Below are 26,055 nucleotides of genomic sequence, written 5' to 3'. Positions count from 1 at the left end.
ACCTGCGCAAACGTTGGGTACATCGCGGGACGGTAGTTCTCGCAGCTACTTCTACTCCCGTTGTTTCAACGCCGATAACGGAGATTCCGTAAAGCTGGGGGAGCGGTGCGCTTCTGCTGTGTTGGAAAAGCTCGGGATTGCGGAGCGTCGTCTGTTCAGCCACCGCCTTACGGCGCCATGGCCCGACCCACGATGACGAACTGGACCTGGTCCGCGTCTACCCGGAGCTGAGGATGGTCGTCCGTTCGTGGACCGTGATGCCATCACAGGGGCTGCCGCCCGCGCCCGGTAATGACCGGAAGTGTTCCTGAGGCGGGCGGGCGGCTTGTGCCTGTTCCTCTCGGGGCTGGCTGATAGGGACTGTTTCTAGTTCGCGGGTTGGCTGTGCGCGACGCGGTTTCTGCCGAGTGCTTTGGCCTCGTACATGGCTTGGTCGGCGGCCGCGATGACGTCCGTGATTTGGGACGTTCCGACGTGGTACTGGGTGATCCCGTAGCTAACGGTCGGCATCAGTACTCCGTCCGTTGTCGGGGCGGCCGCCAGTTGTTTGCTGATGTCGTTGGCGATCGCTTCGGCACGTGCCGGTCCAGCGCCGGGAAGCAGGAGGACGAATTCCTCCCCACCGTAGCGTGCAATCAGGTCGGTCGGGCGGACAGTGTTGTTGCAAGCATCGGCGAAGGCCCGCAGTGCCCTGTCACCGGCGGCATGACCGTGGGTGTCATTGATGGTTTTGAAATGGTCCAAATCCGCCAGGATCAGCGTCCCGGTGTTCGGGGTAACCGTGTGGTCGGCCAGATGTTCGGCCGCCAGCTCCAGGAAGGCCTTGCGGTTGAGCAGGTTCGTCAGGTCATCACGTGAGGCCAACACACGCAGGGCACGGGTTTGTTGCTCGCTGCTCAAGGCGGACATGCTGAAGGACACCACCACCAGCAGAACCATGGTCACCATCGTCGTCGCGGCAGATCCGAAGACCGTGACGAAAACCAAGCCGGTCTGCCCCTCGGCTAGGAACGCGATCCAGCGCAGGAAGTAAAAGATAGCCAACGCTCCAGAGGCCATGGCCATGGGTATCCGGACCCTGGAATACCCCGGTTCGAGACGCCAGAGTTCGTATGACGACAGCCCCAGGCCAAGGCCCATGGCTGCAAGAAACACCGGCCCGCCGGACCACGTGTTGGTGGCAGGGCTATCCAGCAGGGAAGCGATCAGTGTCAGGGCGGGCAGTACCGCGGCAGCCCATGCCGGAAGCGTCAACGACCGCAGTGACCGGGCACCTGCCCACACCGCCACCGCCCCATAGACCAGCAGGGTATTACCCAGAGGGTTGGCCCACACCTGGTGCCCGCTTCCGTCCAGAAGGAAGCACCCCGCGCCGGTAAGAAAGGAGACCAGTGCCACGCACCACCAACCGCTGTAGGGGGAGCGGGTGGGCCGGTACGCGGAGAAGTAGAACAACACCGTCAGAACCAGCGCGAGAAGACCGAACGCGATCCGCAGGGTTGTCGTATCCAAAACCATCGCCTGCGTTGTTCCTTCCGACTGTTGGAGATCAGCCCCAGTATCGCACCGCGTCCTCCGAACCCGGCGCCACGACTCAACCAGATCAGGCTGAAAACCTGCACTTGCCCCCGCGGGTGGTGCTGATCATCGTCACCGCCGTGGTCATGTCTTCAATCTTGGCTGGGTCCATCCAGCGGACCCGGGAGTCAGCGCCCGCGAAGGACTTGCCTTGGGATTCTTTTCTTACCGACCCGCTCAAGATCCGGCCTAGGCCCATAAGATCAGGCTGGGCAGCCCCGGTGGGTTCGTAGACGGACGGGAGTCCCGCAGCTACATCCACTCCCACTGTCTTAGCGGCGATAACCGTGATTTCGCAAAGCTGTATGGTTCTTATCGGCTTAGGCCGCAAATGCGACGAGGAGCAGTAAGAGGGCGTTGTCGGCACCCTTCCAGCAGGCCAAGATAGAGAGCCGATACTGGAGAATTCCGTAAAGCTTCGGCCGGGAAAGGTTCACTCCGGTTCGGCGTGGCGCATTGAGCAGATAACATCCCCCACGCTCAGGGCCCGACCGTCGCCAGGAACAAGTGGCGTTCCGTGGGCAAAGCTCCCAGGGTCCGCCGAGCTCGCGGCACCCGTCCCACATGCTAGAAGAGGCCTTTGGCCGCTGGTTTGATGGTCTTTAAGGAAGGCCGGGTTAGTCGTTTTGCCGGGCAATGAAGGCGCCCATTCCAGGGACGGTGTACTGGACGAGCCCATGTTCAGGGGCGAAAATGATCCCTTTTTCGATGAGGCGGGCGCGCTGGCTGGTGAGGGAGCTGTGGTCTTTCCCGAGGCGGTCGCTCAGGTCTGCCGTGGCCGAGGGGCCTTCAGAGTCCTGGCTCATTGCCCGCAGATAGTTCCGTTCGGCAGGTGTGGCCCGTTGCCAGCGCGCAACGAAGAACCCGTGGTCCAGGTCAGCGGTTCCAAGCTCTACGGCAAGCCGGGCATCACCGACGGTAATCACTTTCTCGGACGCCGTCTCCCAGAGGGTGCGCCCGTAGGCCTGGAGGAAGTAGGCGTAGCCGCCTGCGGCGTCGAGCACGGTGTCCAGGGCGTGGCCCTCGAGAACGGCGCCAAGCCGGGATATGGGAACGGTGAGTGCTTCGGCAGCTGCGTCCGGCGCGAGCTTACCGACCATGCGGTAGTGGAAGAGCCGTTCGGCGTAGGAGCGGCTCTCGCTGAGTCTTCCTGGTAGGGACGGCAGGCCTCCACCGATGATGTAAAAGGGCCAACCCCGTTGTCCGGCGGCGTGCTGCACGGTTAGCAGCGCCCCCAGCAGATCGGCATCGAGGTCCTGCATCTCGTCAATGACCAGCGCGAAACCTGCCCTGGCTCGTCGCATGGCGGCCGAGACGTCTTCCACCATCTCTTCCAGGTCGATCTCAAGGTTCCGTGAGTCGGCGCGGCCAGCATCGAATTTCAGGTCAGCGGTGAGGCCCTGCAGACCAAGGGAAACGGAGATGTTTGAGATGCTACCCAAACCTTGGCTGCGAAGATGCGACCACGCGGGCGTCTGCCGGAGCCGTCGGGCGCCCAGCTGCAGTTCACGGGCAAGCTTTTTCCGCACATCCGCAGGTCCGGCGTCTCCGGGCTGCGCCTCGAACTGCACCACCAGCCACCCATTGCGGCGGGCCATTTCCGAGAACTCGTTCAAGAGAACTGTTTTGCCCACACCCCTTAGTCCGGTCAGGAGAACGCCCCGGTCACCCGCGGCATTGGCCTTGGCACGGGCAACCAGAAGGTCGAACGCGTCGATCTCCTTTTGCCTTCCTACCAAGGCCGGCGGTTTGACGCCGGAGCCGGGAGAAAAAGGGTTGAGCGCAGGTTCCATGCATCCAATCCTAACCGAACCATCTTGGAGTATTTCAGATTCTGAAATGGTCGGGTATTCTTTGGTCAAATCTTCACATTCTGGTCGCAGGCAGAGCAACGATGCCGGAAACACTGAACTTCCTAGAGCGTCTAAGTAGTCGCAGAGGAATTGATGCCCAAAATCGAGTAGAGGCCACTCGTGCGCTTGGCAGCTCTGCGGGGCTTACTTAAGCCAGCAGATAACAGCAGCCGGCACTATTTCCCCCATAGATGCCGACGCTTTGCCCCTGTATCTGCTGGCGAGGCCGGATAGCGGTACCCAGAAGCCTGTCCGGCCTTTCGCCTGCGATCTCCACGCTCTGGCGTATGCCGTGCCCGGCTCTAGGCAGTCAGGCTTGCGTGACGGACGATGGTTATCAAGTTCTTTGCGGGCCGCCCGGGGTGCAGGGCAAGCCCTTTCAGGACGGATTTCCCAGGTTGGGGCTTCGCCGAGCACATTTCGGAGTATATATTCCTACCGCGGGAGCCTCGTAGGCACATCGGCCGTTCATTGGTTTACGCCGTATCGGGTTTCTGTTGTGCAAAGGGAGCGTTCCGGTCCTTGATTACCTGCCGGATGGGGCGGTGCCCTCGAAATCCGACCAACACAATGGAAGCCGAAGTGTGAGGTCGTAAGGTTCGGTCAGGACGTCATCTATGGTGGTCTGTCCCGCCAGGTCGAGGCTGGTGAGCGGCTGCTGTACGGGGCGTTCACTCGGCATAGGTACGACAGTACTGATGGATGGGCGCCCGCGAATGATGAGACACGACCAATCCGGCTATGGGGAGTCCAGATGCCTCTGCTCTGCGCCCCCGTCGTTTTTTCGCGAAGGTGGGCCCTTCGGTCCGCCGAGCCTTGTGAGTCCCTGTGAGTCTTGTGAGTTCTTATGGGTGTCGTGTCCGGCCCTCCAGCATCATGGCGGCTTCAGATTGCCCGCCGGCTGGAGAGTCACATCCGCTTAGCCTGGCGCAGGTACTGGTACACGGTTTCCCGGCTGATGCCGTAATCGGTGGCCAGGATGGATTTGGGGGTTCCGCTGTCCGCTCGTTGCACGAGCTCGGCGGCGCGTTCCGGTGTCAGGCTCTTTTTGCGTCCGTGGTAGGCGCCTCGCTGTTTAGCGAGGGCGATGCCTTCGCGTTGGCGTTCCCTGATGAGGGAGCGTTCGAACTCGGCGAAGGCGCCCATGACCGAGAGCATGAGGTTGGCCATGGGGGAGTCCTCTCCGGTGAAGAGGAGATGTTCTTTGACGAATTCCACGCGCACTCCCTTGCGGGTGAGGCCCTGGACCAGGGACCGCAGGTCGTCAAGGTTGCGGGCGAGCCGGTCCATGCTGTGCACGACCACGGTGTCGCCGTCGCGGGCAAAGCGCAGAAGTTCAGCCAGCTGGGGCCTGGCCGTGTCCCGACCGGAGGCTCTGTCAGTGAAGACCCGGTCCAGGACTTCGCCGTCGAGCTGCCGCTTCTCGTTTTGCTCAACGGTGCTCACGCGCACATACCCGATTCGTTGACCATTCACCGGAAACCTCCCAGCAGTCGTTCCTTTGAGTGTGTGAGTCTCCGGGAAGCAACGTCAAGACATCCAGGACCTCAGGATGTCGGGCAGGGTCGGCATCAACGATCTGTTCCGGGTTCCGTGTCGGTGCCTAAACAGTCCCGGCAACAAGTCGCGATCTGTCTATGCCTTTTTCCGGCCTCAATATTGCCATCGTTCGTGCCGACGCTTACGGGTCAATTGCGCAGCAAGTTGTTGCGCAATTTCCGCGCGTCCGGTGCATGCATGGTCAAGGTGGCGAATCGAGGGGAGCCAAAGGGTACGATATAGAACATCAAATCAGGCTTTAGTTGAACCTTCAACTTATTAACGCGACATAACGTCGGTTATGTTCCGCCAGACTGAGGCTGTTGAGCGGCTGCTGTACAGGGCTTTCACTCGGCATGGGGATGACACTACTGATGGACGGGTGCTTGCTAATGACTAGACATTAACAACCTGCCCTTGGGGGGTCCAGGACCTCTAGGCCTTGCTGCGGGGGAATCTTCGTTCACGGACGCGGAGATCATTCCCGCCAGTCCTGTAGCGTGCGGTTCCGGAGGCAGCGACTAGGCGAAGGAACACCGGCAGGCACAGCCGTTGACCGACCGTACTCGGTGGCTTCGAATTGAGTGGGTGCCAGCAGCGTCCAAGACGGCTTGGCTCGTAGGGAATACCTGCGTGCGAGGGCGGCTGGCGCGCCCAGATTAAGGGTATCCGAGTTGCTGTGACTATGTCGACGTTGTTGACAACCCCGGAGGCGCGCTGACTGCAAAGCCTTGGACGACCTCTCGCAGGGCGTTTCCGCCAGGTCACAGGCTATCTATGCTTCAAGTGACGCGATGCCGGCTGGGTCATTGGCGGAGGAGGGGCGATCGTGCATCAGATGCAATAATCACTGCGTTACACGACATAATCTCCGTTATCGGCCTTTGAGTGGGACGAATAGAAGTAGATGAGATAACTCGTTGTCCGCTCTCATTCCAGTTGTCACTTTTCGCATCCAAGATGTCATTCGACGGATTCTGGACGTTTCTCAATCAAGTCGTCAGTTGGCTGTGGCCCTTGCTGTGGCTGGCCAACGCTCTGGCCGGGCGGGCGCCAGACACTGCGTAGATCTACGGAACTGACAACTTCAATGCGAGAGAATTCGCCAGATTTGTCTCATGCAATCTGTCAGTTCCCACGTCACGACTGACAACTACATTGAGAACGGACACTCGTCCAAAGTTGTCATGCTGCGTTTTCCCACGTCAGTGCCGGGTAGGCGCCTGATTGCCTCGAATGATGGTCTGCGGTGCTTTCGCGTCATCGCGGGCTCTAGCGGCGTAATCAGCAGTTGAGCCGGAACCTGGCATTTGGCACCATCGAGGGCCGGGAACGGCTGGTGACGCGGTTTCAGGAGTCCACAAACGAGTATCCATGGCAATGGACGCCGGCCCACGTGGATGAGTTCTTCGGTGATCTGCGCAGCATGAAACACTCCGCCCAATCCACGATCCGAAGCTATCAGGCGGCGCTTCGGGCATTCTGCTCGTACGTCGCTTCGCCCGATTATGGCTGGGGCCGGGTCTGCGAGCAGTATTTCGGATCGCACCCTTCACAGGTCTGTTTCGATTGGAACACGGCGGTCCACGCCCAGACCAACGAATCGAATCCCAAGCGGCGCCCCTTCACCCGGCAAGAGCTGCAGGCCTTCTTTGACCGGGCCGATGACGAGGTCGACCGGATCGCGACGCTGGGCCGCAAGGGCTGGCTGCCGGCCTACCGCGACGCTGTCCTATTCAAGGTTGCTTACTCCTGGGGTCTGCGGCGCAATGAGGTCAGGCACCTGCAGACCGTCGATTTTGCCCGGAACCCGCACGCGCGGGAATTCGGCAAGTACGGGGTCCTGCAGGTCCGCTACGGCAAAGCCATGAAGGGTTCACCACCCAAACGCCGCAGCGTCCTGACCGTCTTCGACTGGTCCACGGAAATCGTTGCCGACTGGCTCGAACGCGGCCACCCGCACATGACCGACGGCCTGGACCTGTTCCCTTCAGAACGGGGCACCCTTGTTTCGGAGACAGCGCTGAACCGAAGGTTCAACCGGTACTGCGAGGACCTGGGCCTCTCCCCCGGCCTGGACATCCACTCGCTACGCCGCTCCTACGTCACCCACCTGATCGAATCAGGCATGGACGCTTTGTTCGTCCAGCTTATCTGGGGCCGGAACCGGGGTGTCTTTGACGTGCAGCACGGGGCCCGTAACCGCACAGTTCCGCGTGATGGAGGTGCTTATCTGAAGCTGTCCATCACACGGGATCGCGGGAGGGTTCATGCAGGTTCAACGAGTTTTGGTGTCCGGTTCGCCGCTTGAGTCGTGGACTGTGCTTGATGATCATGGTGTCGTCGAGCCGGTGGAGCGGTTCCTGGCTTACCTGACCGACGTCGAGAGGTCACCGAACACGCTCAAGGCGTATGCGCATGATCTCAAGGATTGGTTCGTCTTTCTTCGCCACCGCGGCATTGATTGGCGCCAGGTGAGGCTGGAGAACGTCGGCGAGTTCGTGGCCTGGCTGCGGCTTCCGCCTGCCGGGCGCGCCGCTGACGTGACGTTGCTACCGTCGGCTTCCCATCACTGCGGGCCGGGCACGTTGAACCGCAAGCTCGCGGCCGTGAGCGGCTTCTACGTGTTCCACTCCCGTCACGGGGTCCCACTCGGCGACCTTGTCACCGAGTTCGAAACGGTCCGGTACCGAAGAACGGGATGGAGACCGTTCCTTGCTCACCTTGCCGGGGACAGACCGCAGCGGCGCCGGATCGTGAAACTGCGTGAGCCCAAGAGACTGCCCACGGTCCTGCCTGCGGCGAAGGCACAAACAGTGCTGGATGCCTGCACGCGACTTAGGGACCGATTCCTGTTCGTCCTGCTGTGGGAATCGGGAATCCGCATCGGCGAAGCACTCGGACTAAGGCATGAGGACATTGCAGTCGCCGAGGGCGAACTGACGATCCGCCGGCGTGTAAACGCCAACCGCGCCCGGGCGAAGTCCGTTTCGCCACGCACGATACCGATCGGCGCGGACGTCGTGCGGCTCTACGGCGACTAACTTCACGAGGAATACGGAGATCTGGACAGCGACTACGTGTTCGTGAATCTGTGGGCCGGCGCCCGCGGCCGCCCGATGGGCTACGCGGCATTCTATGACCTGGTGAAGCGGCTGCGCCGTAACACCGGAGTGGATTTTGACCCGCACTGGTTCCGCCACACCTATGCCACCCGCTTGCTACGGGCCGGGACACCCATCGAAGTGATCAGCAGCCTGCTTGGCCACGCATCGGTCGCAACCACCATCGACGTCTACGGCCACCTCACTGTTGAGGACGCCCGCCGCGCCCTCGAAAAGGCAGGGCTGCTGACCGGAAAAGAGGTCACCTGGTGAGCTCCCTCGCATTGAATGAAAACGAGGACGGTCGCGGTCTGTTGGCTAAGCTCATGGCCACCGTCCGGCCCGAATTCAGACCCGAAATCGTGATCCCGGCCCCAGGCTCCCTCGTCTTCAACACCGAGCCCTGCCGGATCGACAAGTGTGAACGGCAACGTACGGTGAAAGGGTTCTGCAAAAGCCACTACAAGCGCTGGCTGGACCAAGGACGCCCCGAATTGGAGTCATTCCTCGCCAGCCCCGGCCCATTACCCGTAGGCGACGGCCCCTTGGCGGCATGCACCGTCACCTGGTGCCGCTTCGGTTCGGCCAGACGCGGCCTCTGCATCAGCCATCACGGGTTCTTCAGTCGTTCCAGCGAGACCGACGTGAATAAGTGGCTCGCTACCCTCTCCCCCGAGCCAGCCACCGAACGGCCCGAATGCAGGCTCGCGTTCTGCGACCTCTGGGCCCAAGGCAACTCGCCGTTGTGTCTGAACCACAAGTCCCGCTGGCACGCCATTGGCACACCGGATATCGACGAGTTCGTCGCCCGGTGCGAAAGCGTGGGCCTGGACCGGTTCGATTTCCGATGCCTGGCAGATCGTCCCCAGCTGCGGCTTGAGCTCCAGCACGCCCTGCAATGCCGCCACGATGAACGCCGGGCCAGTACCCGCTCCTCCGTTGTGACGCCCGTGATCCGGCTCCTCACCGACAGCGGCGTCACCTCGCTGCTGGAGTGGAATCTTGGCCAGTGGGCAGCGTTCTATAGCGCCGGCCGGGTGGGCCGCAGTCACCGCCACAACGGGCAACTCGCATTCCTGCGATTTGCCTACACCCGGCTCGAAGACCTCGCCGCCGGCACCGGCTGGGAGTCAGAGTATTCCCGCGACGTCTGGGCCCTGCACCGCCTCGGCTACACCGACACCCGCGGCACCCTCCGCTTCGACAAGATCCCGCAACCGTGGCTGCGCACCATGGCAAAACGCTTCATCCGATGGCGGCTGACCAGCGGCAGGGAAATCATCCAAGCCCGCATCGACCTCCTCGCCCTGAACCGATTCGCCGCGTTCCTCGCCCACACCATCCCCCACTCCGACGGCCCGGACTGCATCGACCGCGGCATCCTGGAACGCTTCCTCGCCGAACTCGCCCGGGATAAACGGGCCGTGACTTCCCGTGGCCGCGACATCAGCTCCCTGAACGCCTTCTTCGCCGCGATCCGCCGCCACGACCGGGCCAAGGACCTGCCGGCATCGGCGAACTTCTACCCCGAAGACTTCCCACGACCAGCCAAACGACTGCCCAGAGCCCTGGCCGATCACATCATGGCGCAACTCGACCAACCCGAAAACCTCGGCAAATGGACCAGCCCCGACAGTCGGCTACTCACACTGATACTGATGCGCTGCGGACTGCGCGTCGGGGACGCCTGCAACCTGGTATCAGACGGCGTGGTCCGTGACGGTGACGGCGCCCCATACCTTCGCTATATGAACCGGAAGATGAAACGCGAAGCCCTCGTACCCCTCGACGAGGAAGTCCATACCGCCATCCTCGATCAGCAACGACGCGTCCGCGAACGATTCCCCGAAGGCAGCAACTGGCTGTTCCCGGCCCCGAAGATGAACCCCGACGGAGCAAAACCGCTCACCACACACTCCTACCGCGGACAGCTTGAAGACTGGCTGGAACGCTGCGACATTCGCGACGAACACGGGCAAGAGGTGCGCCTGACTCCGCATCAGTGGCGCCACACCTTCGGGACAACACTGATCAACCGCGACGTTCCTCAGGAAGTTGTCCGGGTCCTCCTCGATCACACCTCGGCGGAGATGACCGCCCATTACGCCCGGCTGCATGACACGACCGTGCGTCGCCACTGGGAGAAAGCCCGCAAGGTCAACATCAACGGCGACACCATCACCATTGACCCGCAGGGACCACTCGCCGAAGCCAGCTGGGCCAAACAACGCCTCGGCCGCGCGACGCAGAGCTTGCCGAACGGATTCTGCGGGCTGCCGGTTCAGAAAACCTGCCCGCACGCCAACGCCTGCCTGACCTGTCCCATGTTTGTCACCACCGCCGAATTCCTCCCCCAGCACCAAGAGCAGCGCCGCCAGACCGTCCAGATCCTCTTGATCAGGTGCCGGCTGTTGTCGGGGCGGTTCATCCGGCGGCCTCGGCTGGTGCGGTGTCGTCGAGGGAGTCGATGATGCGGTCCAGGTTGTGCAGCACGGCCTGGTTCATCTCGATGAGCCGGGTCTGTCCGCGGGCCTCGGCCGCAAAGCTGCACAGCAGCGCGCCGCTCTCACCCGGTCCAAAGCCGTCCAAGCGCTGCGCACGCTGCACGCGGAAGGCCGACCGGTCACCTTCGACGCCGTCGCCAAATACGCCCGAGTCTCCCGGTCCTGGCTCTACACCCAGCCCGACCTCCGCGCCGAAATCGAACGCCTCCGCCAAAACCACGCCTCAGCGGAGCCCACACCGGCATCACAGCCACAGCGGGCAAGCGAGGCCTCGCTACGGCAACGACTCGAAGCGGCCAACGACAGAATCCGACGACTCAACGACGAGAACCAACGACTGCGACAGCAACTCGCACACGCCCTCGGACAACGCCGCCAAAGTCCATCACCAGACCCCGCGACCATCCCGAATCCATAACAGATCCACGAGAATGAAAGGACACCCAATGCCACCGTCATGCACGTCCCGGACACACCCACCAACCCAAAACCGCAGGCCAGAGGCACAGGAGCCCGACGGGCTCAAGATAATGCAGACGCAGGTTGGCCACTCCTATGCGTCGACTACCGGCCTCTATACCTCGGTATCGTCGGACTTCAAGCAGAAAACCGTGCAGCAGATGATTGCACGCCGCATCGCGAACTTGGAGGACCCAGATGCCTGAACAGCGCCGGATCGGCTACCGCTGGAAACCTGCGAGCCCTGATGACAAAGCAGAACCTCTGGAAGACCACCGAACTGATGCCGCTCCTGAAATCCCGTGGCATCAACCTCTCCGAAAGCCAGGTCTACAGGCTGGTCACCTCCACGCCTGAGCGCATTCCGGCAAGAACATTCGCCGCGCTCTGCGACGTCCTGGACTGCACCCCGAACGACCTTTTCGAACCTTTCGTGGAAATGCGCGCCGCAGCGACAGCGAACGCCCCGAAACGCAGCGAAGACCTCGGCATCCAACCAGGAAACCCGATCGCACGACGCGTCCGGCTCGTCGCTCCCGAAGACGGTGAGTAGGCCACGCAAAACAGAGGACCCCGTTCGCTGGCCGGTCCCCTGCGGCCGCTGCGGCCAGCACCACCAAACGGTTGCGCGTTGGCCCGACGGCGGAGTCTGCGGCTACTGCTATCAGCAGGCAAAACGCACCTGCGAGGTCTGCGCCTGCGGCCATGACCGGGCCGCCGCCATCCTCATCCTCGTCTTCGGACAACAAGCTGAAAACATCGCACGTCTAACCTGGGACGACATCAGCGTCACCGGCGGCGTGGACCAACGGCCGACTAACGGTCGTGAGCAGTTTCCTTGCTCCGCAGCTTTTTGCCCTTGCCACGGTGTTTCGCTGAGTTGCTAGCCTTGCCGACATCTGCAGCCGTGAAGGTTAGGGCCATCGCTCGGTGGCAACCCTAGCTATGACTTTTCGCAAATTCTGCAGCCGCGGACCAGACAGACCCATCTACAACCGCAACATCACAGTTACGTCAGTGTGGTGTCCTCGACAGGGACAGTTTGCTGTCGTGGCGCGTTGTCCTTTTTAGCGGGATAGCTTCTCCCTGTCCGGCTCCATATCACCGATGTGTCCGGCGGTGTTGGCTGCTAGGACTCGGGCAACGAAGGCGCTGTACTCGTCCATGTAGTGGCGCAGGAATTTCGCGGTGCGTTCATCCTTGACTTCGCCCCCTTCCCCAAACACGTCCGCGTCGTAGTGAACGTATGCTTCAGGCGAATTCAGCTGGGGTGCGTCTAGGAAGCTAAGGATGCTGCGGAAGGATGACTGCATCACGGCGGTGCCGATACTACCCGGGGAGGTCCCGATGATGCCGGTGGGTTTACGGGCGAACGAATTCGATCCCCAAGGACGAGAGCCCCAGTCGATAGCGTTTTTAAGGGCACCCGGAATGGAACGGTTGTACTCGGGAGACACGAAGAGAATACCGTCCGACGCTTCAATGGCACGCTTGAGCGCCCGGCCTTCCGGCGGGAAATCCGCGTCGTAGTCATAGCTATAAAGCGGGAGATCCCTAATCGGAATTTCGCTGAACTCGAGGTCCTCTGGTGCAAGATTTATCAAAGCTTGCGAGAGAACCCGGTTGATAGAGCCGGTTGCCAAGCTCCCCACGAAATATCCGATCCTGTATTTTGCTGCCAAAGTCTCAATCCTTTCTTTTCCGATTTACGGCGGCCGCAGGCTAACTTGTGCGTTGCTGCCGGTTTATGTGGTCAGCCAGCCGAGCCAGGGAAGAAGATCCTGTACTTCGGGATTGCGATTTTCAACGGGAGTCCTCAATGCCTGAGAAGGAAGGGCAGCCTTGCTAAATTTTTCGACGAACGTGCAGTTACCGAGTGGTGTCCGATCTTGGAGGTGGCGCGCACCATGGTTAGTTGACCGCACATGGCAAAACCCGGGGCGGAACAGGTGGAACGAGTGCTTGTTCACGTCTAGACCTTTTGTAGAGCTATGGATACAGCGACTTTCGCTACGATGAAGGGTAGAAAACTTTTACGGCACAGGTGCTTGTCCCGTTTCAGTTCAAAGGCGAACTATTGCGTAGGACTTAACGAGGGTGCTTTTGATACTCCACCGACCGCTCCAGCCGTTCTCAAGGATTAGGACTGTTCCGGGCTTGAGGGTGATGCGTGAGCCGTCATCATGAATCAGTTCACCTTCTCCTTCTAACACGCTAATAAATTCCTCGTATCCCTGATGGACTGTACTAAATTCACCAGGACTCACCCGCCACAGACCAAGTTCCGTTTTGCCGTCCGTAAAAAGCACGTGGGTACTCGCGGCGGGTGTGCCCTGAATGACTCGTTCGGAAGTAATCGAAACCGGTTTTGGCCAGTGTATGGAAGATGCGTGAAGTACGGTGCTCATGCTTTGCTTCTTTCAGAGTCAGAGTTACCAGACTTAGTTTCAAGGCGCTGCATTACACGTCCGGCGGCTCGCTCGCCGCTGCGTATAGCTCCTTCCATTAGGCCTACAAATTCGGGTTCGCTGTATTCGCCGGCCCAGAAAACATCTCCTACCGGCTTTTCCAAAAGAGCTGTCCCCGCTGCCGTTACGCCTGGGGCATGGGCGGCGTAAGCGCCACCTGCCAGTTGGTCCTCGGACCATACAGTGGTCAGCGCGGCAGCGTCCTGTGGGATGGCGAGATCCGTGCGAAGTGCTCGTGCTTTGGCAACCCATTCCGCTGGGCGCTGTTTAAGGCTGGCACGGGTAATGGCTGATGGTGAGCCCATGAAGGCGTTCAGCACCGGGGCCACGGCCCCGGATTCGTCCGTGGCTGTCCAGGTCCAGTAGCGGCCTTCGACGGACATGACAGCACTTGTGGCGGGCTGGGTTTCCAATGGGAGGTGTAGTTTTGCCGCATGTCCTTGAAGAACGTGCTTTAGGGCTGCGTCACGTGCCTCGGTTGTCGGAAGGTTCAGTTGCGAGTCACGGATTACAGCCAACGGAAGAGCAACAACGACGGTGTCGAAAACGGACGTGTCGGTGTCGGTGGTAACAAGAACACCGCCGTCACTAATGTTTTCAACCGCCCCCACGGTTTCGCCGTAACGAACAGCAGAACCAAGTGCAGCTGCCATCGCGTCGGGCAGCCGCTGATTGCCGCCAGCCACCCGCCAGCTGGGTTTGGGTTCGAACGAGGCGATATGTTGTAAGGATCTCGCCGTGACCTCTGATGCGCTCACAGCCGTAGAGATTTCGATTCGGGCACGAAGGGCGTCGACCAGTTCCGGTTCGTCGGGCAACTTGGCAAGCAACTCTTCGGCGGTCCCCTGAAGGCCACTGCCACTGGCTAATTCCAGTGCTTCCCGTCCGGTACGGATAATGTCATCACAAGTGATTCCAGTCGTGTCGCCGGGTTCCCGAACGTAATAGCTCATGCCAGTGTCAACCAAGCTAAGCCCAAACTGGGAAAGCAGCCGCCGCATGGAAGTGTAGCCATCTAGAACGAATTCTGCACCTCGTTCTATCACATAGCTGCCTTTTGGTGTGTCAAGCGTTTCGGACCACACACGACCACCGGGGCGGTTGCGGGCTTCGAATACCGTGACGTTTTCACCGGCTTCGGCGAGTTTTGTAGCAGCTGCAAGGCCAGCCAAGCCGGCACCAAGAATTCCTATGCGGCCCACACAGCCACCTCCGTTTCGTTTTGTTCAGGGGCGAAGACAGTAGAAGACGCTGTTCCCACCCCAGATTAGGTCGCTAGGAGTGCTAACAAAATCATACGAGTATGATAAATCTCTCCTCGTTTTTGTACTTCTGAATAGTCGTTGCGGTGTCTGCCGGGTGGCGCGTGGCCGAGTGGATTGTTGCCCTAAAAGCCTCGGCGAGGGAAAGTTCCGGATGTGCTTACCCCCAAGCGACAGGCCGCTGGAGACGTCCAGCCTGACCTCGTGGAGGATTTTCCCGGTTTCATAGCCGGGTTCGTTTTCGGACTCAAGTACGGAATTAGTACAGAAATCATCCTCTAGAACTGTTTGGGACCACCGCGGGGCGCTTCATACTGACTGCTTAGACGTGAGACCGTAACCGCCTTTGCGTTCGCTTCGAAGCAACAGAGCACTTTTATGTCTGAAACATAGCGCGGTAGAGACTCGCGCACCGCCTCGGAAGGAGCCACCGGCATGCCACAGCACACGGGCATATTTAGCAAGGTCATCACAGTTGATCACCGCTGCGAGGTGGATGAACGACTCACCGCCGTGGTCACCGAGGCAATGGCGCATGCGTTACGGACGTCAACCCATGGAATTGTTGTCACGCGTCACGACCAAAGAACGTTCAGTGTCCGCCTTTCGCCGGACATATCCCCAGGGACGACAGTGGAGCGCGATCTCTGGAGAAGCAATGTTGGATGTCGACCGAATATCTAATGTTGGACTCCGTGCTCCTAACATAAGAGTCAATTTCGCCGGCACTCATGCGACGCCTACCGTCACAACTTTGTCTCACCATGGTCCGCGTCTTGCGCTTTCCTTAGCGGAAACTTACTCACCCCCAATGTGCCCACCCACCACAATCAGTCGCTTACAAAACAATCTTCTGAGGACTACAAATGACAGTTGAATCGGCTGTGTTCCCCGCCGCTCCCCTAGAGCGCGAGGCCCCTCTGCTCGCGTCTGTGCCCACCGGCTTGCTTGTTGGCGGCCAGTGGCGGGATGCATCAGACGGCGGAACGTTTGATGTGCGTGATCCTGCTACGGGGGAGGTGCTCGCTACTCTAGCTTCGGCCACTAGCGAAGATGCCGTCGCCGCTCTGGAGGCTGCTTGCGCGGCGCAGACCTCGTGGGCGCGGACCGCTCCGCGGGTGCGAGCCGAGATTTTGCGCCGTGCCTTCGACCTGGTAACAGCGCGATCGGAGGACTTCGCGCTTTTGATGACGTTGGAGATGGGCAAGCCATTGGCTGAAGCCCGGGGCGAGGTTGCCTACGGCGCCGAGTTTCTGCGTTGGTTCTCGGAAGAAACTGTTCGGGACTACGGCCGATACCTCACCACCCCCGAAGGTAAGAACAAGATCCTGGTCCAGCACAAACCCGTAGGTCCCTGCCTGCTGATAACGCCGTGGAATTTCCCGTTGGCCATGGCTACTCGCAAGGTTGCTCCCGCGGTCGCCGCTGGTTGCACGATGGTTCTTAAACCAGCAAAGCTGACGCCGCTAACTTCGCAGCTATTCGCCCAAACGATGATGGAGGCCGGCCTTCCTGCAGGAGTTCTCAATGTCGTTTCTTCCTCCTCGGCGTCGGGGATATCCGGGCCACTCCTGAAAGATTCCCGGCTGCGTAAGGTTTCCTTCACAGGGTCCACTCCGGTCGGCAAGCGCCTGATGTCAGACGCTTCCCGACATGTCCTGCGGACTTCCATGGAATTGGGTGGAAATGCTCCGTTCGTCGTGTTCGAAGATGCAGACCTGGACAAAGCTGTAGAAGGGGCAATGGCGGCCAAGATGCGGAACATGGGCGAGGCCTGCACAGCAGCCAACCGGTTCCTCGTTCAAGAATCCGTGGCGCAGGAATTCACCCGGAAGTTCGCAGCCGCGATGGGTGCCCTCTCCACCGGCCGAGGTACGGACCCTGCCAGTCAGGTCGGCCCGCTGATCAATAACGGTGCTCGCGACGACATCCATGCCCTAGTCACTGCTGCGGTGGACGCCGGCGCTGTCGCTGTCACCGGCGGGGCCCCCGTGGACGGACCAGGCTACTTCTATCAGCCCACCGTCCTCGCCGACGTTCCCAACAATGCGGCGATCCTCGGCCAGGAAATCTTCGGACCCGTCGCTCCTGTCACCACCTTCACTACTGAACAGGACGCAATCAAACTGGCTAACGCCTCGGAATACGGGCTCGCGGCCTACCTTTACAGCCGCGACCTTAACCGGCTCCTGCGGGTGGCGGAGCAGATCGAGTTTGGCATGGTTGGCTTCAACGCGGGCATCATCTCCAACGCCGCCGCCCCCTTTGGTGGCGTTAAACAATCAGGGCTAGGCCGCGAAGGCGGGTCCGAAGGTATCGCCGAATACACCACCACCCAATACATCGGCATCGCCGATCCCTACGAGAACTGAACGACTGGTAGGGGCTTACATGCCGTCTGAACCAGTGAATAATGCGACTTGCTAGGATACAAACGAGCGCAGGCCCACGGCATGCAGTATTTCGGAACGGTGAGTGGCACCATCTGGAAGACCCCTTTGCCGAAGTCATATCCTTCACTGGGCAAGTCACACCGGCGGATGGTGCGAAGCTACTCGCCCCGGTACGTCCGTCCGTCCTCATAGGAATGAGCCATAACCGCCCTACCAATAAGCATCCGCTTCCCGTACAGGCATGGCACAAATCCGTACATACCCTGGCCAACCCGGGTGATCAGATAAAGACGGCTCGGGACGCTGGGGCAGTCCACGTGGAGGGCGAGTTGGCAGTTGTTATTCGTAAACGCGCTGCCGGTCTCACCACGGAAGAGGCGATGGACCATGTGCTGGGGTACACGATCGCGAATGATGTCACGAACGCCGACCAAGGACTTATCGACGAAAAACTCTTCCAAGCCAAAGCCGGTATCAATTGCACACCTCTTGGACATTGGATTGAGACCGACATTAGGGATCCTGAAAAGGTCAACATCACCGTGCGAGTGAACGGCGAGGTTAGGGCCAATTCCGGGACATTCAATCTACCCACGAGCGTCGTGGACTGCCTGGTGTATGTCACTCGCTGGACGACTCTGAAGCCTGGTGACATCGTGATGACGGGGGCGCCGGGTACCTTCGCAGCTGTTAACCCCGGAGACTGCGTACAAATCAGTCTCGAGGGAATTGGTACGTTGACCAGCACAGTCGTCTAAATACTGCAAATAAAGGACCCCTTCCGAGAGGGGTCAGGCACAATCCTTCGCAAGTCCATGATCTGACCCTTGGCGCCGTTCTTCAAGCGGCCCGGATAGTCCGATGTGCTTCGTCACCTAGCCCGACTTCCTTGAGTTCGCCGAGCGCCGGCTCTCCCGAGCTATGAGAAGACGCGGAACATCGGCTGTACCCAACCTCTTAGACGTCTTTGCGTCGTGCCGAGTGTTGGCGCGTGGTGGCAAGGTTCAATATAACGATGCCCCCGATCACTGCAGTAATGGCTGTTATCCTTCCCAAAGTGACTGCCTCTCCGTGGATAATCGCGCCAGCAAAGGCAACGGCTACTGTGCCTAGACCAGACCACGTAGCATAAGCGACGCTTAGTGGTACTGCCCTAAGCGCGCGGGTTAGCAGAAAGAAGGAAAAGGCGTATAGTGCCATGGCCGCGGTTGTCTGTGCCGGGAGTTGAAAGCCTTCGGAAAAGTCGAGAATTACTGTGCCAGTCACCTCGGTGGCTATGGCACTTCCAAGATACAACCAAGCATGAAGGCGATGTCTATGAAGTAACGGCGCACGTTTCTGCCCCCTGTTACCTTTGTCAGCCGCCACGCTTCCTGCCTTTCCTGTGATGATCTGCCGAATCGCTGTGCAAAAGTTCAAGACCGTCCTGACTGGAGTTCGTCGTGCATAGCTACTCATGCCCCGATTATCAGCCTTCATGGTCTGAACTCGGGAGGCAGAGTTTGAGTCATTGACCGGCTTGGAGGTTGAGGGTGACCACGCCCGTGACCACAAGAGCCAGTCCGATGGCATGTTTCCAGCTGAAGCGTTCATTTCTGAACAGGACGCCAATAACTGCTACAGACGCAGTTCCCAGGCCGGCCCAAAATGCGTAAGCAATTCCGATGTCGGTGAACTTGAGGATCTGAGCCAAGAGGGCGAAGGCAACCGTGTATAGGCAGGCGACTGCCACAGTCGGCTTGAGTTTCCTGAATCCGTTTGTTTGAGGGAGCAGACTGGTAGCTGCTACTTCCGCAGCGATCGCCAGTAAAAGAAGGGGCCAGATGGTTAATGCCCTCCTTCCATACCTGGTCTGCAAACGAAGGGTGGTCCTGGCGGGGCGTTTCTACGCATACGAAAGATCCCGTTCGGCCGCCTCAACGACGTTTACAAGAAGCATCGCCCGGGTCATAGGACCAACTCCGCCGGGGTTGGGTGAGATCCAGGCGGCGACCTGCATAGTGTCGGCATCGACGTCTCCTTGGAGGGCGGCTTTGCCGGTGCTGGCGTCAAGGATCCGTGACACTCCTACGTCTAAGACTATTGACCCCGGCTTCAGGTGTTTACCTTGCACGATCCCCGGTACACCGGCAGCGGCCACGACAACATCTGCGCGCTTTAGCAGCTTGGGGAGATCAGCCGAACCGGTATGCGCTGAAGTGACGGTTGCGTTGATAGCGCGCCGTGTAAGCAGTAGCCCCAGGGGCCGGCCCACTGTCACTCCTCGACCGATGACAAGCACTTCCAAACCGTTGAGAGCGATCCCGTGTCGGGATAAGAGCTCCACGATGGCGTTTGGAGTGCAGGGTAGAGGAGAGGTGAGGTCGCCGCTAACGTTGAGTGCAAGCTTTCCAAGGTTGATCGGATGTAGTCCGTCTGCATCCTTTTGAGGGGAAATTTTTTCCAAGACAGCATTTTGGTCGATATGTGGGGGCAGTGGTAGCTGAACTATGTAGCCTGTGGTTCTGGCATCTTTATTCAGCTCATCAAGAACGCTCTCTAATTCCCTCTGAGAGATTGTCGACGGTAAGTCCCGACGAATGGATTCAATCCCCACTTCCGCACAGTCTCTATGCTTCCCCGCTACATAGGAATGGCTTGCAGGATCATCACCAACGAGGATCGTTCCCAAGCCAACCGTCTTGCCGTGGTCCTTCAATGCTGCAATTCGACCCGCGAGTTCGGTTTTCACGGCACGAGCGGTTGCCCTGCCGTCCAGGATGTTGCCGACGTTCTCCAACGGGTTCGGTTCGTGCATGACGTTCTTGGCCATAGGCCTTCCTTTGTAGTGGTCCCGTGAGGCTTTCATCTGTCCAGAGGCCGAACCATGCGATATCTGGGCCAAGGGGGGTCGAGGGGAATGTCGCTCCTAACCGCGGAGCCGTTCGCCCTTTGGATCGTAGAACGGCCGCCGGGAGACCTTCGCGGGGTAAAGCCGTCCCTTGCACTGGACCTCGAAGTCACCGGAGAGATCTGCATCAGGTTCAAGAGCGGCAATTCCGACTGCGCGTCCCAGCGTGTGGCCATAGCTGCCGCTCGTCATGCGTCCGACTGGAAGGCCGTTACAGTATACGGTCTCGTCATGTACGAACACCGGATCGGGGTCTTCCAGTGCTACATACACCGTTCGATGATCGGGCGCTGTGGGGTCGAGCTTGAGGAGGGCGTCTTTGCCTAGGAAGCCTCCCGGTTTGTCCATCGAGATAGTGAAACGAAGGCCTGCCGAATAGGGATCGTCAATGGGCCCGATGTCGTGACCCAGGTGCCTGAATCCCTTCTCGCTGCGCAGTGAATCCAAGGCGTGGTATCCGGCCAATTTGAGTCCAAGATCCTGCCCTGCTTCCCACAGCGCGTCCAGGACGTTGACTGCCATGTCGGCACTTGGGTACAACTCGTAGCCCAATTCGCCTACGAAGCTCACGCGCAAACTGTACGCATAGCCGTCTGCAATTTCTACCATGCGTCCGTGGGTGTATCTCTGTGCTTCGTCGGACCAGTCTTCCGGCGAAATCCTGCTAAGAAGTTCTCGGCTTTTCGGTCCCATGACTCCGATTGTGGCCAGAGCCGCCGTGCAGTCAAATACCGCGGCCGCTTTACCCCGAGCGATTCGTTTGAGGTATGCTGCCGTCTTTTGCTGGGTAAATGACGGGGTAACGACCAAGAACCGGTCAAGGCCAAGACGAGTGATGGTTCCGTCTAGTTCGATCCCCGCTCGGTCATTTAAGAAGAGGGTATAGACCGCTTTATCGGTCTCGACGTCGATGTCTGCTGTTGCGGCCATCTGACACACCTCAAGAGCATCAGGACCAGCAACTTCGAATTTTGCAAAAGGACTCAGATCGAAAAGGACCACGCCCTCACGCGCCGCTTTATGTTCTTCGGCGACACGGTCGAACCAGTTCGGGCGTCCATAGCTGTAGTCGTAGGTGGGAGAGGTTCCCGGGGCCCCGTACCAGTTTGCCCGCTCCCCACCGTTAACTTCACCAAAGCAGGCCCCGAGCTCAGCGAGGCGCGCGTGAAGGGGCGTTCGACGGACGTTGCGGCCAGTTTCCATCTGCAAGTTCGGCCAGTGCATTGCATAAAGTCGACCGAGGCCCTCCTTAGTTCGGGCCTTGAGATAGTTTCGGTTGTTTTGGTGTCCCGAAAAGCGCTGCACGTCCACCGCGGATGAGTCAAAACCGGGCGTACCTGAAATGACCCACTCCGCCAGCTCCTTACCTATGCCGGGAGCAAAGATAATCCCCTGAGAATTGAAGCCTGCTGCCACGAAGAGATTGGAAAGTTCGGAGGTTTCACCCACGGCAAAGTTGGCGTCTGGGGTGAAGCTTTCGGGAGCGTTCAGGAATCGGTCGAATCCCGCCGAAGCAAGTGCCGGCACTACCCCTTCGGCCTTCGCTCTGATCGGAGCGAAGTGTTCCCACTCCGGTCCGAACTCGGCGAAGCCGTTGGAGGGAATCTCCTCAACGGGGCGTGGAAGCCCGTCAGGCTCGAATGCGCCAACCAAGAGCCTCCCGGCCTCGTGACGGATGTAGTAGCTGTTGTCTAGATCCCTATATACGGGCAGCTCAGGGACAGCCCCGTCAATTTCTGCAGATCGGACGTGGATGTGTTCGGCGGCGTACAAGGGGACCTTCACCCCGGCGGTGGCCGCGAGATCACGAGTCCACAAACCGCACGCCAAAATCACCCGATCGCAGTGCACGATTCCTTGATCCGTGAGTACGCCGACGACGAGATCGCCCTGACGAAGTACCTTGTGTACGGCAACGTTTTCGCGTATTTGGGTCCCAAGGCTATGGGCGAGTTTAGCGAGAGCCACTGTTGCGTGACCCGGGTTGATGTGACCATCGTCAGGCAGCAGGAGCGCTCCGGCAACCCCTGAGTAGGTTGCGAGAGGCCACAATTCCTTGTATCGGTCCTCAGTTAGCCATTCAGTTCTTACGCCCTGCTGGTCGGCCACGTCCTTTGCATAAAGAAGCTCGTCAACGCGACCGGCGGTTCGCGCAACACTGAGGGACCCGCAACGCTGAAATGAGACGTCCAGCCCGGACATCTGCTCGAGCCGGCTATAAAAGTCCAAGCCGTACTTGGCCAGCTTTGTCATAGTCGTGGTCCCGCGCGCTCCAGTGACCAAGCCTGCGGCGTGCCAAGAGGTGCCGCTGCCCAGGACGTTGCTCTCCAAAAGTAGGGTGTCGTTCTCACCCGCAGCTGAAAGGTGGTAGGCAATGCTGGCACCGATAATGCCGCCACCGACCACGACTGTACGGACGTGGGTCGGCAACGGGTCATGGGAAGTAGCTGTAAACATGCTGGCGCTTATGTCGCGGTCGACAAGCCTGTCCATCAGGGTCTCATTTCTACTCAGGTCGATGTACGACTCTGGGCAAGGGTAGTTGTGCTTAGTTGAAGACGACGGTGCGGTGGCCGTTCAGCAGGATCCGCTGTTCCGCGTGCCATTGAACGGCACGGGACAGTGCAAGTCGCTCAGCATCCTGCCCTGCCACTGCGAGTTGAGCTGGACTGTAGTCATGTCCAACTCGAAGAACTTCCTGTTCGATGATTGGTCCTTCGTCCAGTTCGGCGGTGACGTAGTGTGCTGTCGCCCCAACGAGTTTCACCCCGCGGTCAAATGCTTGGTGGTAGGGTTTGGCGCCCTTAAACCCTGGAAGGAATGAGTGGTGGATATTGATGGCCTTGCCAGCAAGTTCGCGGCAAAGATTGTCGCTAAGGACCTGCATATACCGGGCTAGAACGGTCAGTTCCACTTCATGTTCTGCAAGGAGAGCCAGCAGATGTTCCTCTGCTTCCTGCTTGGTTTCCGGCGTTACCGGAATGTGAAAGAAGGGGATTCCATGGGCATCTGCAACTGGCTGAAGAGTCGCATGGTTCGAGGCGATGAATGGAAAATCCACTTTGAGTTGTCCTGAGCGCCAACGGAAGAGCAGGTCGTTGAGGCAATGCTCGGCTTTGGAAACCAGCAGTGCAACCTTGGGTCGATCAGAGGCGTCGACCAAGGTCCACTCCATCTCGTATGTGGAGGCCACCGCTAGAAACGCGCTTTTCAGATCGCCAATGGATACAGTTGCTGGGCAGGAGATGTGCACGCGCATGAAGAATCTGCGTTCCGCGGCATCGTCGAACTGCTGACTGGCAAGAATATTGCAGCCATGGGATACCAAGAAGCCTGAGACAGCGTGAACGATTCCAATCCTGTCTCTGCAGCTGAGTGAAAGAATTACTTGGCGGAATTGGGCGTTTTCCATGGGGCTCCTAGGGGGGAGGTTCGTACGTGGGGTGCCCTTGCGAGGAGGGACGGTTCGGGCAGTGCCTATAGATAGGCCTACGCCTGCCAGCTGCACCTGCATCGTGTGTTGACCATACGCGCCAGAACGGGCCCCTTCCATGCGGTGTTTGTCTGAAAAGACCATGGTTTTGGTACTAAGGTCTAAACTGCGACTTTGATACGTCACAGTGGTGGGGCGGCTTGCGTTGCAGCCTGCCGAGCGGAGCGTGGCCTGGGCTGGGGACGCAAAACCTTCGAGCGAGTCGTTTTGCCACTGCCCCTCACCTTCGCGCCAGCGCCGGAAGAAATGCATGAAGCCAGCGACCGGAGGTGGCATCGCTGGCAGCTATACCCAGGTGATCAGCTCGGCAAAAAGGAGGCCTGGCCTCAAGCTCATGGACCGCCTACATCGTGCTGGTCTTAGACCCTCAACCGCTGTCACATGGCTTGCTCAATCAGTACCTGTCGACGTGCTGCTGCTTCCCGGGCCCAAACTCAGCGGGTACCACCCACCTTCAACGGCCCGTTGGATTCAGCCCCGGTGAAGTTCCCAATTTCACAATGGGTCCTTGTTGGATGTTCCCCGCATCTGTTCGGACAGATGCGGGGAACGAAGCATGGCTCCCTTCAGCTCACTGTCCTCGTGGGTCTCTTTTAGAAGGTTCATTGTGGTAGCAGGAGGCTCCCGGCCGGGGTTGGACGGGAGCCTCCTAATTGCGCGCTATTTGGGAGCGGGCGCTACTCGCCGGTGCAGTTTATGCAACCTGCGCCTTGACTCCTAGGGAGATCATGCAATGCGCCCTAGGCGGAAATCGAGGTCCTCCTTTTGCTGCGGACAGATGCCACAAAGCCGACGAGGAACACCGCGACTGTTCCGATCATTACATAGGGTAATGCGCTCAGGGGCCCCGGCGCTGGGTACAAGATTCCGTTTACATAGAGCCACAGAACAGTTGCCGACGCCAGAGCAGCGCCTATGTTTACCAGAACCGATTTCCGCGGACTGAGGCGATTTAGCAACACCGCACCGCCGATGCAGATGAGGAAGTATGGAATTACCCAGAAGTAGACCAACAGGGTGGCAATGTATCCGTAAATTTCCAGGGGGGTGGATGATGTCAGCCAGAGCATTACAGGGGGGCCAACGAGCGAGGGAACTCCAAGGAAGGCAATGGCTGCCAGCGGACTCTTGTAACGCTTGCTGACTTTGGTTAAGGCAGAAGGCAGGAGGCCGTCAGAAGCCGCGCTGACAACGACTCGCGACCCGTAGTTGAAGAATCCAATCAGGCTGGCAAAGACGGCAGCAGCCAGAACCAGGTCGCTGATGTTCGATAGAAAACCTACCCCTGCTGCTTCAGCAAGCACCGCATTCGGTGAGACACCAAGGGCAAGCTGGTCAGCAGAATCGACAAGAGTCGGCACCTGGATAACTGTGGCAGCAAGGAAGGCCATACCGAGGACGACGGGGATCACCATGATTGCCCGAGGAATCGCGCGGGTAGGGTTTCTGGTTTCTGCGCCAAGGGCCGCGCTGCTTTCGAAACCGATGAAGAACGTCGAGCCTATTGCTAGACCTTGCAGGAAACTGTTGAAGGTGAAGTCGCTGAGACTAAGCTGGCTCGCCAGGTCAACATTTCCGCCGAATGCCGTTGCCACGGTAATGACCAACATAACGGGCACAGAAACGACCGTGAGGATGACGCTGGAACGGACTGATACGTCCAATCCTCGATAGGCGATCCCCATAGCTACCAGCGCCGCTAAGACGTAAATTACCAGTTGTATCTCTGGTCCTGCTGCGCTAGAAACGCCCACGGACATGAGGAAACTTCCGACATAGAGACCCAGTGAGACGACTAGGACCATGACTACAACGATGTAACCTGGGACCATCGCCGCCGCGATGACGAGCGGGCTCCACGAGCCAAACACGTGCCGAATATAGGAGTAGAGCGACCCAGTTCCTATAAACCGTCGGGCGAACGCAGTAACGAATAACCCAATGATGGTGAATGCCACAACGGAGGCAGCCATAGCCAGCCACGACGAGCGCCCTGTGTAGGCGGCGAGGAAAGCGGGGACTGCTGAAAGACCGACGGCGGGAATAAAAGAAGATATTGAAAGCCCCATCACCTGCGGGCCGGTGAGGTGTCCCAACTGTAGATCTGCATGGGCTATATCTTGAGGAGGTGGTGCTTGGCCACCGTCCGCCGATGTTCCTGTGATATCAGAAGAAGAAGATTGCAAAGGTGTACGCCTTTCAGGTGAGTCGCGGTCACACGACCACGACGCTTAAGCGGCTTCTTCGAACCTGTCGAAGAAGTCGGTTGGGAAGATGCGCCCTTGCACCTACCAGATGGCGACTTGGGTTCGGATTGTGGTTGCGACCAATTCAGTCTTGTATGCTCACCGAGCCAGTTCGCCAGCAATGTTTTCGGCTGTTCAAGCTGTTTAGCCTTCTAACAGCGTTCGATACCAGCGGGAGGGGTTGAGTCGAGCTGGTCTCACAAATGACGGCCACGCTCCGATGCTGTGGGAATACTTGTGTGGCCGGTGTCAGGTCAGTGCACGGT

General features: G+C 59.3%; 22 protein-coding genes and 1 pseudogene. 10 read left to right on the top strand and 13 right to left on the bottom strand.

Annotated elements, in window-relative coordinates; translation table 11 throughout:
* Nucleotides 1–196: hypothetical protein (locus A477_RS23820; RefSeq protein WP_237715843.1), on the top strand; the 196-nt coding region annotated here is incomplete at its 5' end.
* Between the two features lie 170 nt (nucleotides 197–366).
* Here A477_RS23820 and A477_RS0119430 read toward each other — a convergent pair.
* The 4 genes from A477_RS0119430 to A477_RS0119415 form a co-directional block, all read right to left on the bottom strand.
* Nucleotides 367–1,518: a GGDEF domain-containing protein gene (locus A477_RS0119430; RefSeq protein ID WP_017200545.1), complete on the bottom strand. Its 1,152-nt coding sequence runs from the start codon at nucleotides 1,516–1,518 to the stop codon at nucleotides 367–369.
* Nucleotides 1,519–1,603: 85 nt separating this feature from the next.
* Nucleotides 1,604–1,840 (bottom strand): hypothetical protein, encoded by a 237-nt coding sequence (locus tag A477_RS0119425; RefSeq protein ID WP_017200544.1) that lies wholly within the window; start codon nucleotides 1,838–1,840, stop codon nucleotides 1,604–1,606.
* A 355-nt stretch (nucleotides 1,841–2,195) separates the two neighbouring features.
* Entirely contained in the window at nucleotides 2,196–3,371 is a 1,176-nt protein-coding gene (locus tag A477_RS0119420) for an ATP-binding protein (protein WP_017200543.1), read from the bottom strand.
* A gap of 969 nt (nucleotides 3,372–4,340) precedes the next feature.
* Complete coding sequence (locus A477_RS0119415; RefSeq protein ID WP_017200542.1) at nucleotides 4,341–4,907, bottom strand: recombinase family protein; 567 nt, start codon at nucleotides 4,905–4,907, stop codon at nucleotides 4,341–4,343.
* A 1,354-nt stretch (nucleotides 4,908–6,261) separates the two neighbouring features.
* Here A477_RS0119415 and A477_RS22575 point away from each other — a divergent pair.
* The 6 genes and pseudogenes from A477_RS22575 to A477_RS0119385 all read left to right on the top strand — a co-directional run bounded on the left by A477_RS22575 (nucleotide 6,262) and on the right by A477_RS0119385 (nucleotide 11,590).
* Nucleotides 6,262–7,281, top strand: a complete 1,020-nt coding sequence (locus A477_RS22575) for a tyrosine-type recombinase/integrase (RefSeq protein WP_017200541.1) — start codon at nucleotides 6,262–6,264, stop codon at nucleotides 7,279–7,281.
* A pseudogene (locus tag A477_RS22570) lies at nucleotides 7,241–8,347 on the top strand (tyrosine-type recombinase/integrase). The gene A477_RS22575 and the pseudogene A477_RS22570 overlap by 41 nt, the downstream one beginning before the upstream one ends.
* Nucleotides 8,344–10,545: a tyrosine-type recombinase/integrase gene (locus tag A477_RS0119400; RefSeq protein ID WP_017200538.1), complete on the top strand. Its 2,202-nt coding sequence runs from the start codon at nucleotides 8,344–8,346 to the stop codon at nucleotides 10,543–10,545. The pseudogene A477_RS22570 and the gene A477_RS0119400 overlap by 4 nt, the downstream one beginning before the upstream one ends.
* Nucleotides 10,546–10,558: 13 nt before the next feature.
* Nucleotides 10,559–10,996: a DUF6262 family protein gene (locus A477_RS23115; protein WP_237715842.1), complete on the top strand. Its 438-nt coding sequence runs from the start codon at nucleotides 10,559–10,561 to the stop codon at nucleotides 10,994–10,996.
* Nucleotides 10,997–11,108: 112 nt separating this feature from the next.
* Nucleotides 11,109–11,243, top strand: a complete 135-nt coding sequence (locus A477_RS23925; RefSeq protein WP_017200536.1) for a hypothetical protein — start codon at nucleotides 11,109–11,111, stop codon at nucleotides 11,241–11,243.
* 41 nt (nucleotides 11,244–11,284) lie between these two features.
* A complete protein-coding gene (locus tag A477_RS0119385) occupies nucleotides 11,285–11,590 on the top strand; it encodes a helix-turn-helix domain-containing protein (protein ID WP_026005781.1) in 306 nt (101 codons plus the stop codon).
* Between the two features lie 514 nt (nucleotides 11,591–12,104).
* On the opposite strand, the gene A477_RS0119380 is transcribed toward A477_RS0119385, so the two are convergent.
* The 3 genes from A477_RS0119380 to A477_RS0119375 form a co-directional block, all read right to left on the bottom strand.
* A complete protein-coding gene (locus A477_RS0119380) occupies nucleotides 12,105–12,719 on the bottom strand; it encodes an NADPH-dependent FMN reductase (protein WP_016359423.1) in 615 nt (204 codons plus the stop codon).
* A gap of 381 nt (nucleotides 12,720–13,100) precedes the next feature.
* Nucleotides 13,101–13,445: a cupin domain-containing protein gene (locus A477_RS23105; RefSeq protein WP_082038920.1), complete on the bottom strand. Its 345-nt coding sequence runs from the start codon at nucleotides 13,443–13,445 to the stop codon at nucleotides 13,101–13,103.
* Nucleotides 13,442–14,707, bottom strand: coding sequence for a flavin monoamine oxidase family protein (locus A477_RS0119375; RefSeq protein WP_017200535.1), 1,266 nt, complete (start codon nucleotides 14,705–14,707; stop codon nucleotides 13,442–13,444). The genes A477_RS23105 and A477_RS0119375 overlap by 4 nt, the downstream gene beginning before the upstream one ends.
* 216 nt (nucleotides 14,708–14,923) lie before the next feature.
* Here A477_RS0119375 and A477_RS23920 point away from each other — a divergent pair, with 216 nt between their 5' ends.
* The 3 genes from A477_RS23920 (at nucleotide 14,924) to A477_RS0119360 (ending at nucleotide 17,918) form a co-directional block, all read left to right on the top strand.
* On the top strand, nucleotides 14,924–15,049 hold the full coding sequence (locus A477_RS23920) for a hypothetical protein (RefSeq protein ID WP_017200534.1): 126 nt from the start codon (nucleotides 14,924–14,926) through the stop codon (nucleotides 15,047–15,049).
* Nucleotides 15,050–15,633: 584 nt separating this feature from the next.
* On the top strand, nucleotides 15,634–17,139 hold the full coding sequence (locus A477_RS0119365) for an NAD-dependent succinate-semialdehyde dehydrogenase (protein ID WP_017200533.1): 1,506 nt from the start codon (nucleotides 15,634–15,636) through the stop codon (nucleotides 17,137–17,139).
* A 41-nt stretch (nucleotides 17,140–17,180) separates the two neighbouring features.
* Complete coding sequence (locus tag A477_RS0119360) at nucleotides 17,181–17,918, top strand: fumarylacetoacetate hydrolase family protein (RefSeq protein WP_020372854.1); 738 nt, start codon at nucleotides 17,181–17,183, stop codon at nucleotides 17,916–17,918.
* Between the two features lie 199 nt (nucleotides 17,919–18,117).
* On the opposite strand, the gene A477_RS24040 is transcribed toward A477_RS0119360, so the two are convergent.
* The 6 genes from A477_RS24040 to A477_RS0119330 all read right to left on the bottom strand — a co-directional run bounded on the left by A477_RS24040 (nucleotide 18,118) and on the right by A477_RS0119330 (nucleotide 25,729).
* Nucleotides 18,118–18,618: a DMT family transporter gene (locus A477_RS24040; RefSeq protein WP_353579778.1), complete on the bottom strand. Its 501-nt coding sequence runs from the start codon at nucleotides 18,616–18,618 to the stop codon at nucleotides 18,118–18,120.
* Nucleotides 18,619–18,667: 49 nt separating this feature from the next.
* Nucleotides 18,668–19,018: a DMT family transporter gene (locus A477_RS0119350; protein WP_237715841.1), complete on the bottom strand. Its 351-nt coding sequence runs from the start codon at nucleotides 19,016–19,018 to the stop codon at nucleotides 18,668–18,670.
* Nucleotides 19,019–19,045: 27 nt separating this feature from the next.
* A complete protein-coding gene (locus A477_RS0119345) occupies nucleotides 19,046–19,972 on the bottom strand; it encodes a bifunctional methylenetetrahydrofolate dehydrogenase/methenyltetrahydrofolate cyclohydrolase (protein ID WP_016359431.1) in 927 nt (308 codons plus the stop codon).
* Nucleotides 19,973–20,068: 96 nt separating this feature from the next.
* Nucleotides 20,069–22,507 carry a GcvT family protein gene (locus A477_RS0119340; protein WP_044569276.1) on the bottom strand — a complete coding sequence of 813 codons (2,439 nt, stop codon included), beginning with the start codon at nucleotides 22,505–22,507 and terminating at the stop codon, nucleotides 20,069–20,071.
* Between the two features lie 91 nt (nucleotides 22,508–22,598).
* Nucleotides 22,599–23,462 carry a formyltetrahydrofolate deformylase gene (gene purU, locus A477_RS0119335; protein ID WP_016359433.1) on the bottom strand — a complete coding sequence of 288 codons (864 nt, stop codon included), beginning with the start codon at nucleotides 23,460–23,462 and terminating at the stop codon, nucleotides 22,599–22,601.
* Between the two features lie 821 nt (nucleotides 23,463–24,283).
* Entirely contained in the window at nucleotides 24,284–25,729 is a 1,446-nt protein-coding gene (locus A477_RS0119330) for an APC family permease (protein WP_225740119.1), read from the bottom strand.
* Between the last annotated feature and the right edge of the window lie 326 nt (nucleotides 25,730–26,055).

It is taken from the genome of Arthrobacter sp. M2012083 (assembly GCF_000281065.1).
In the GTDB taxonomy this organism is placed as follows: domain Bacteria; phylum Actinomycetota; class Actinomycetes; order Actinomycetales; family Micrococcaceae; genus Arthrobacter.
The sequence above is the reverse complement of the archived record's forward strand: the minus strand, read 5'-3'. Positions and strand labels throughout refer to the sequence as shown.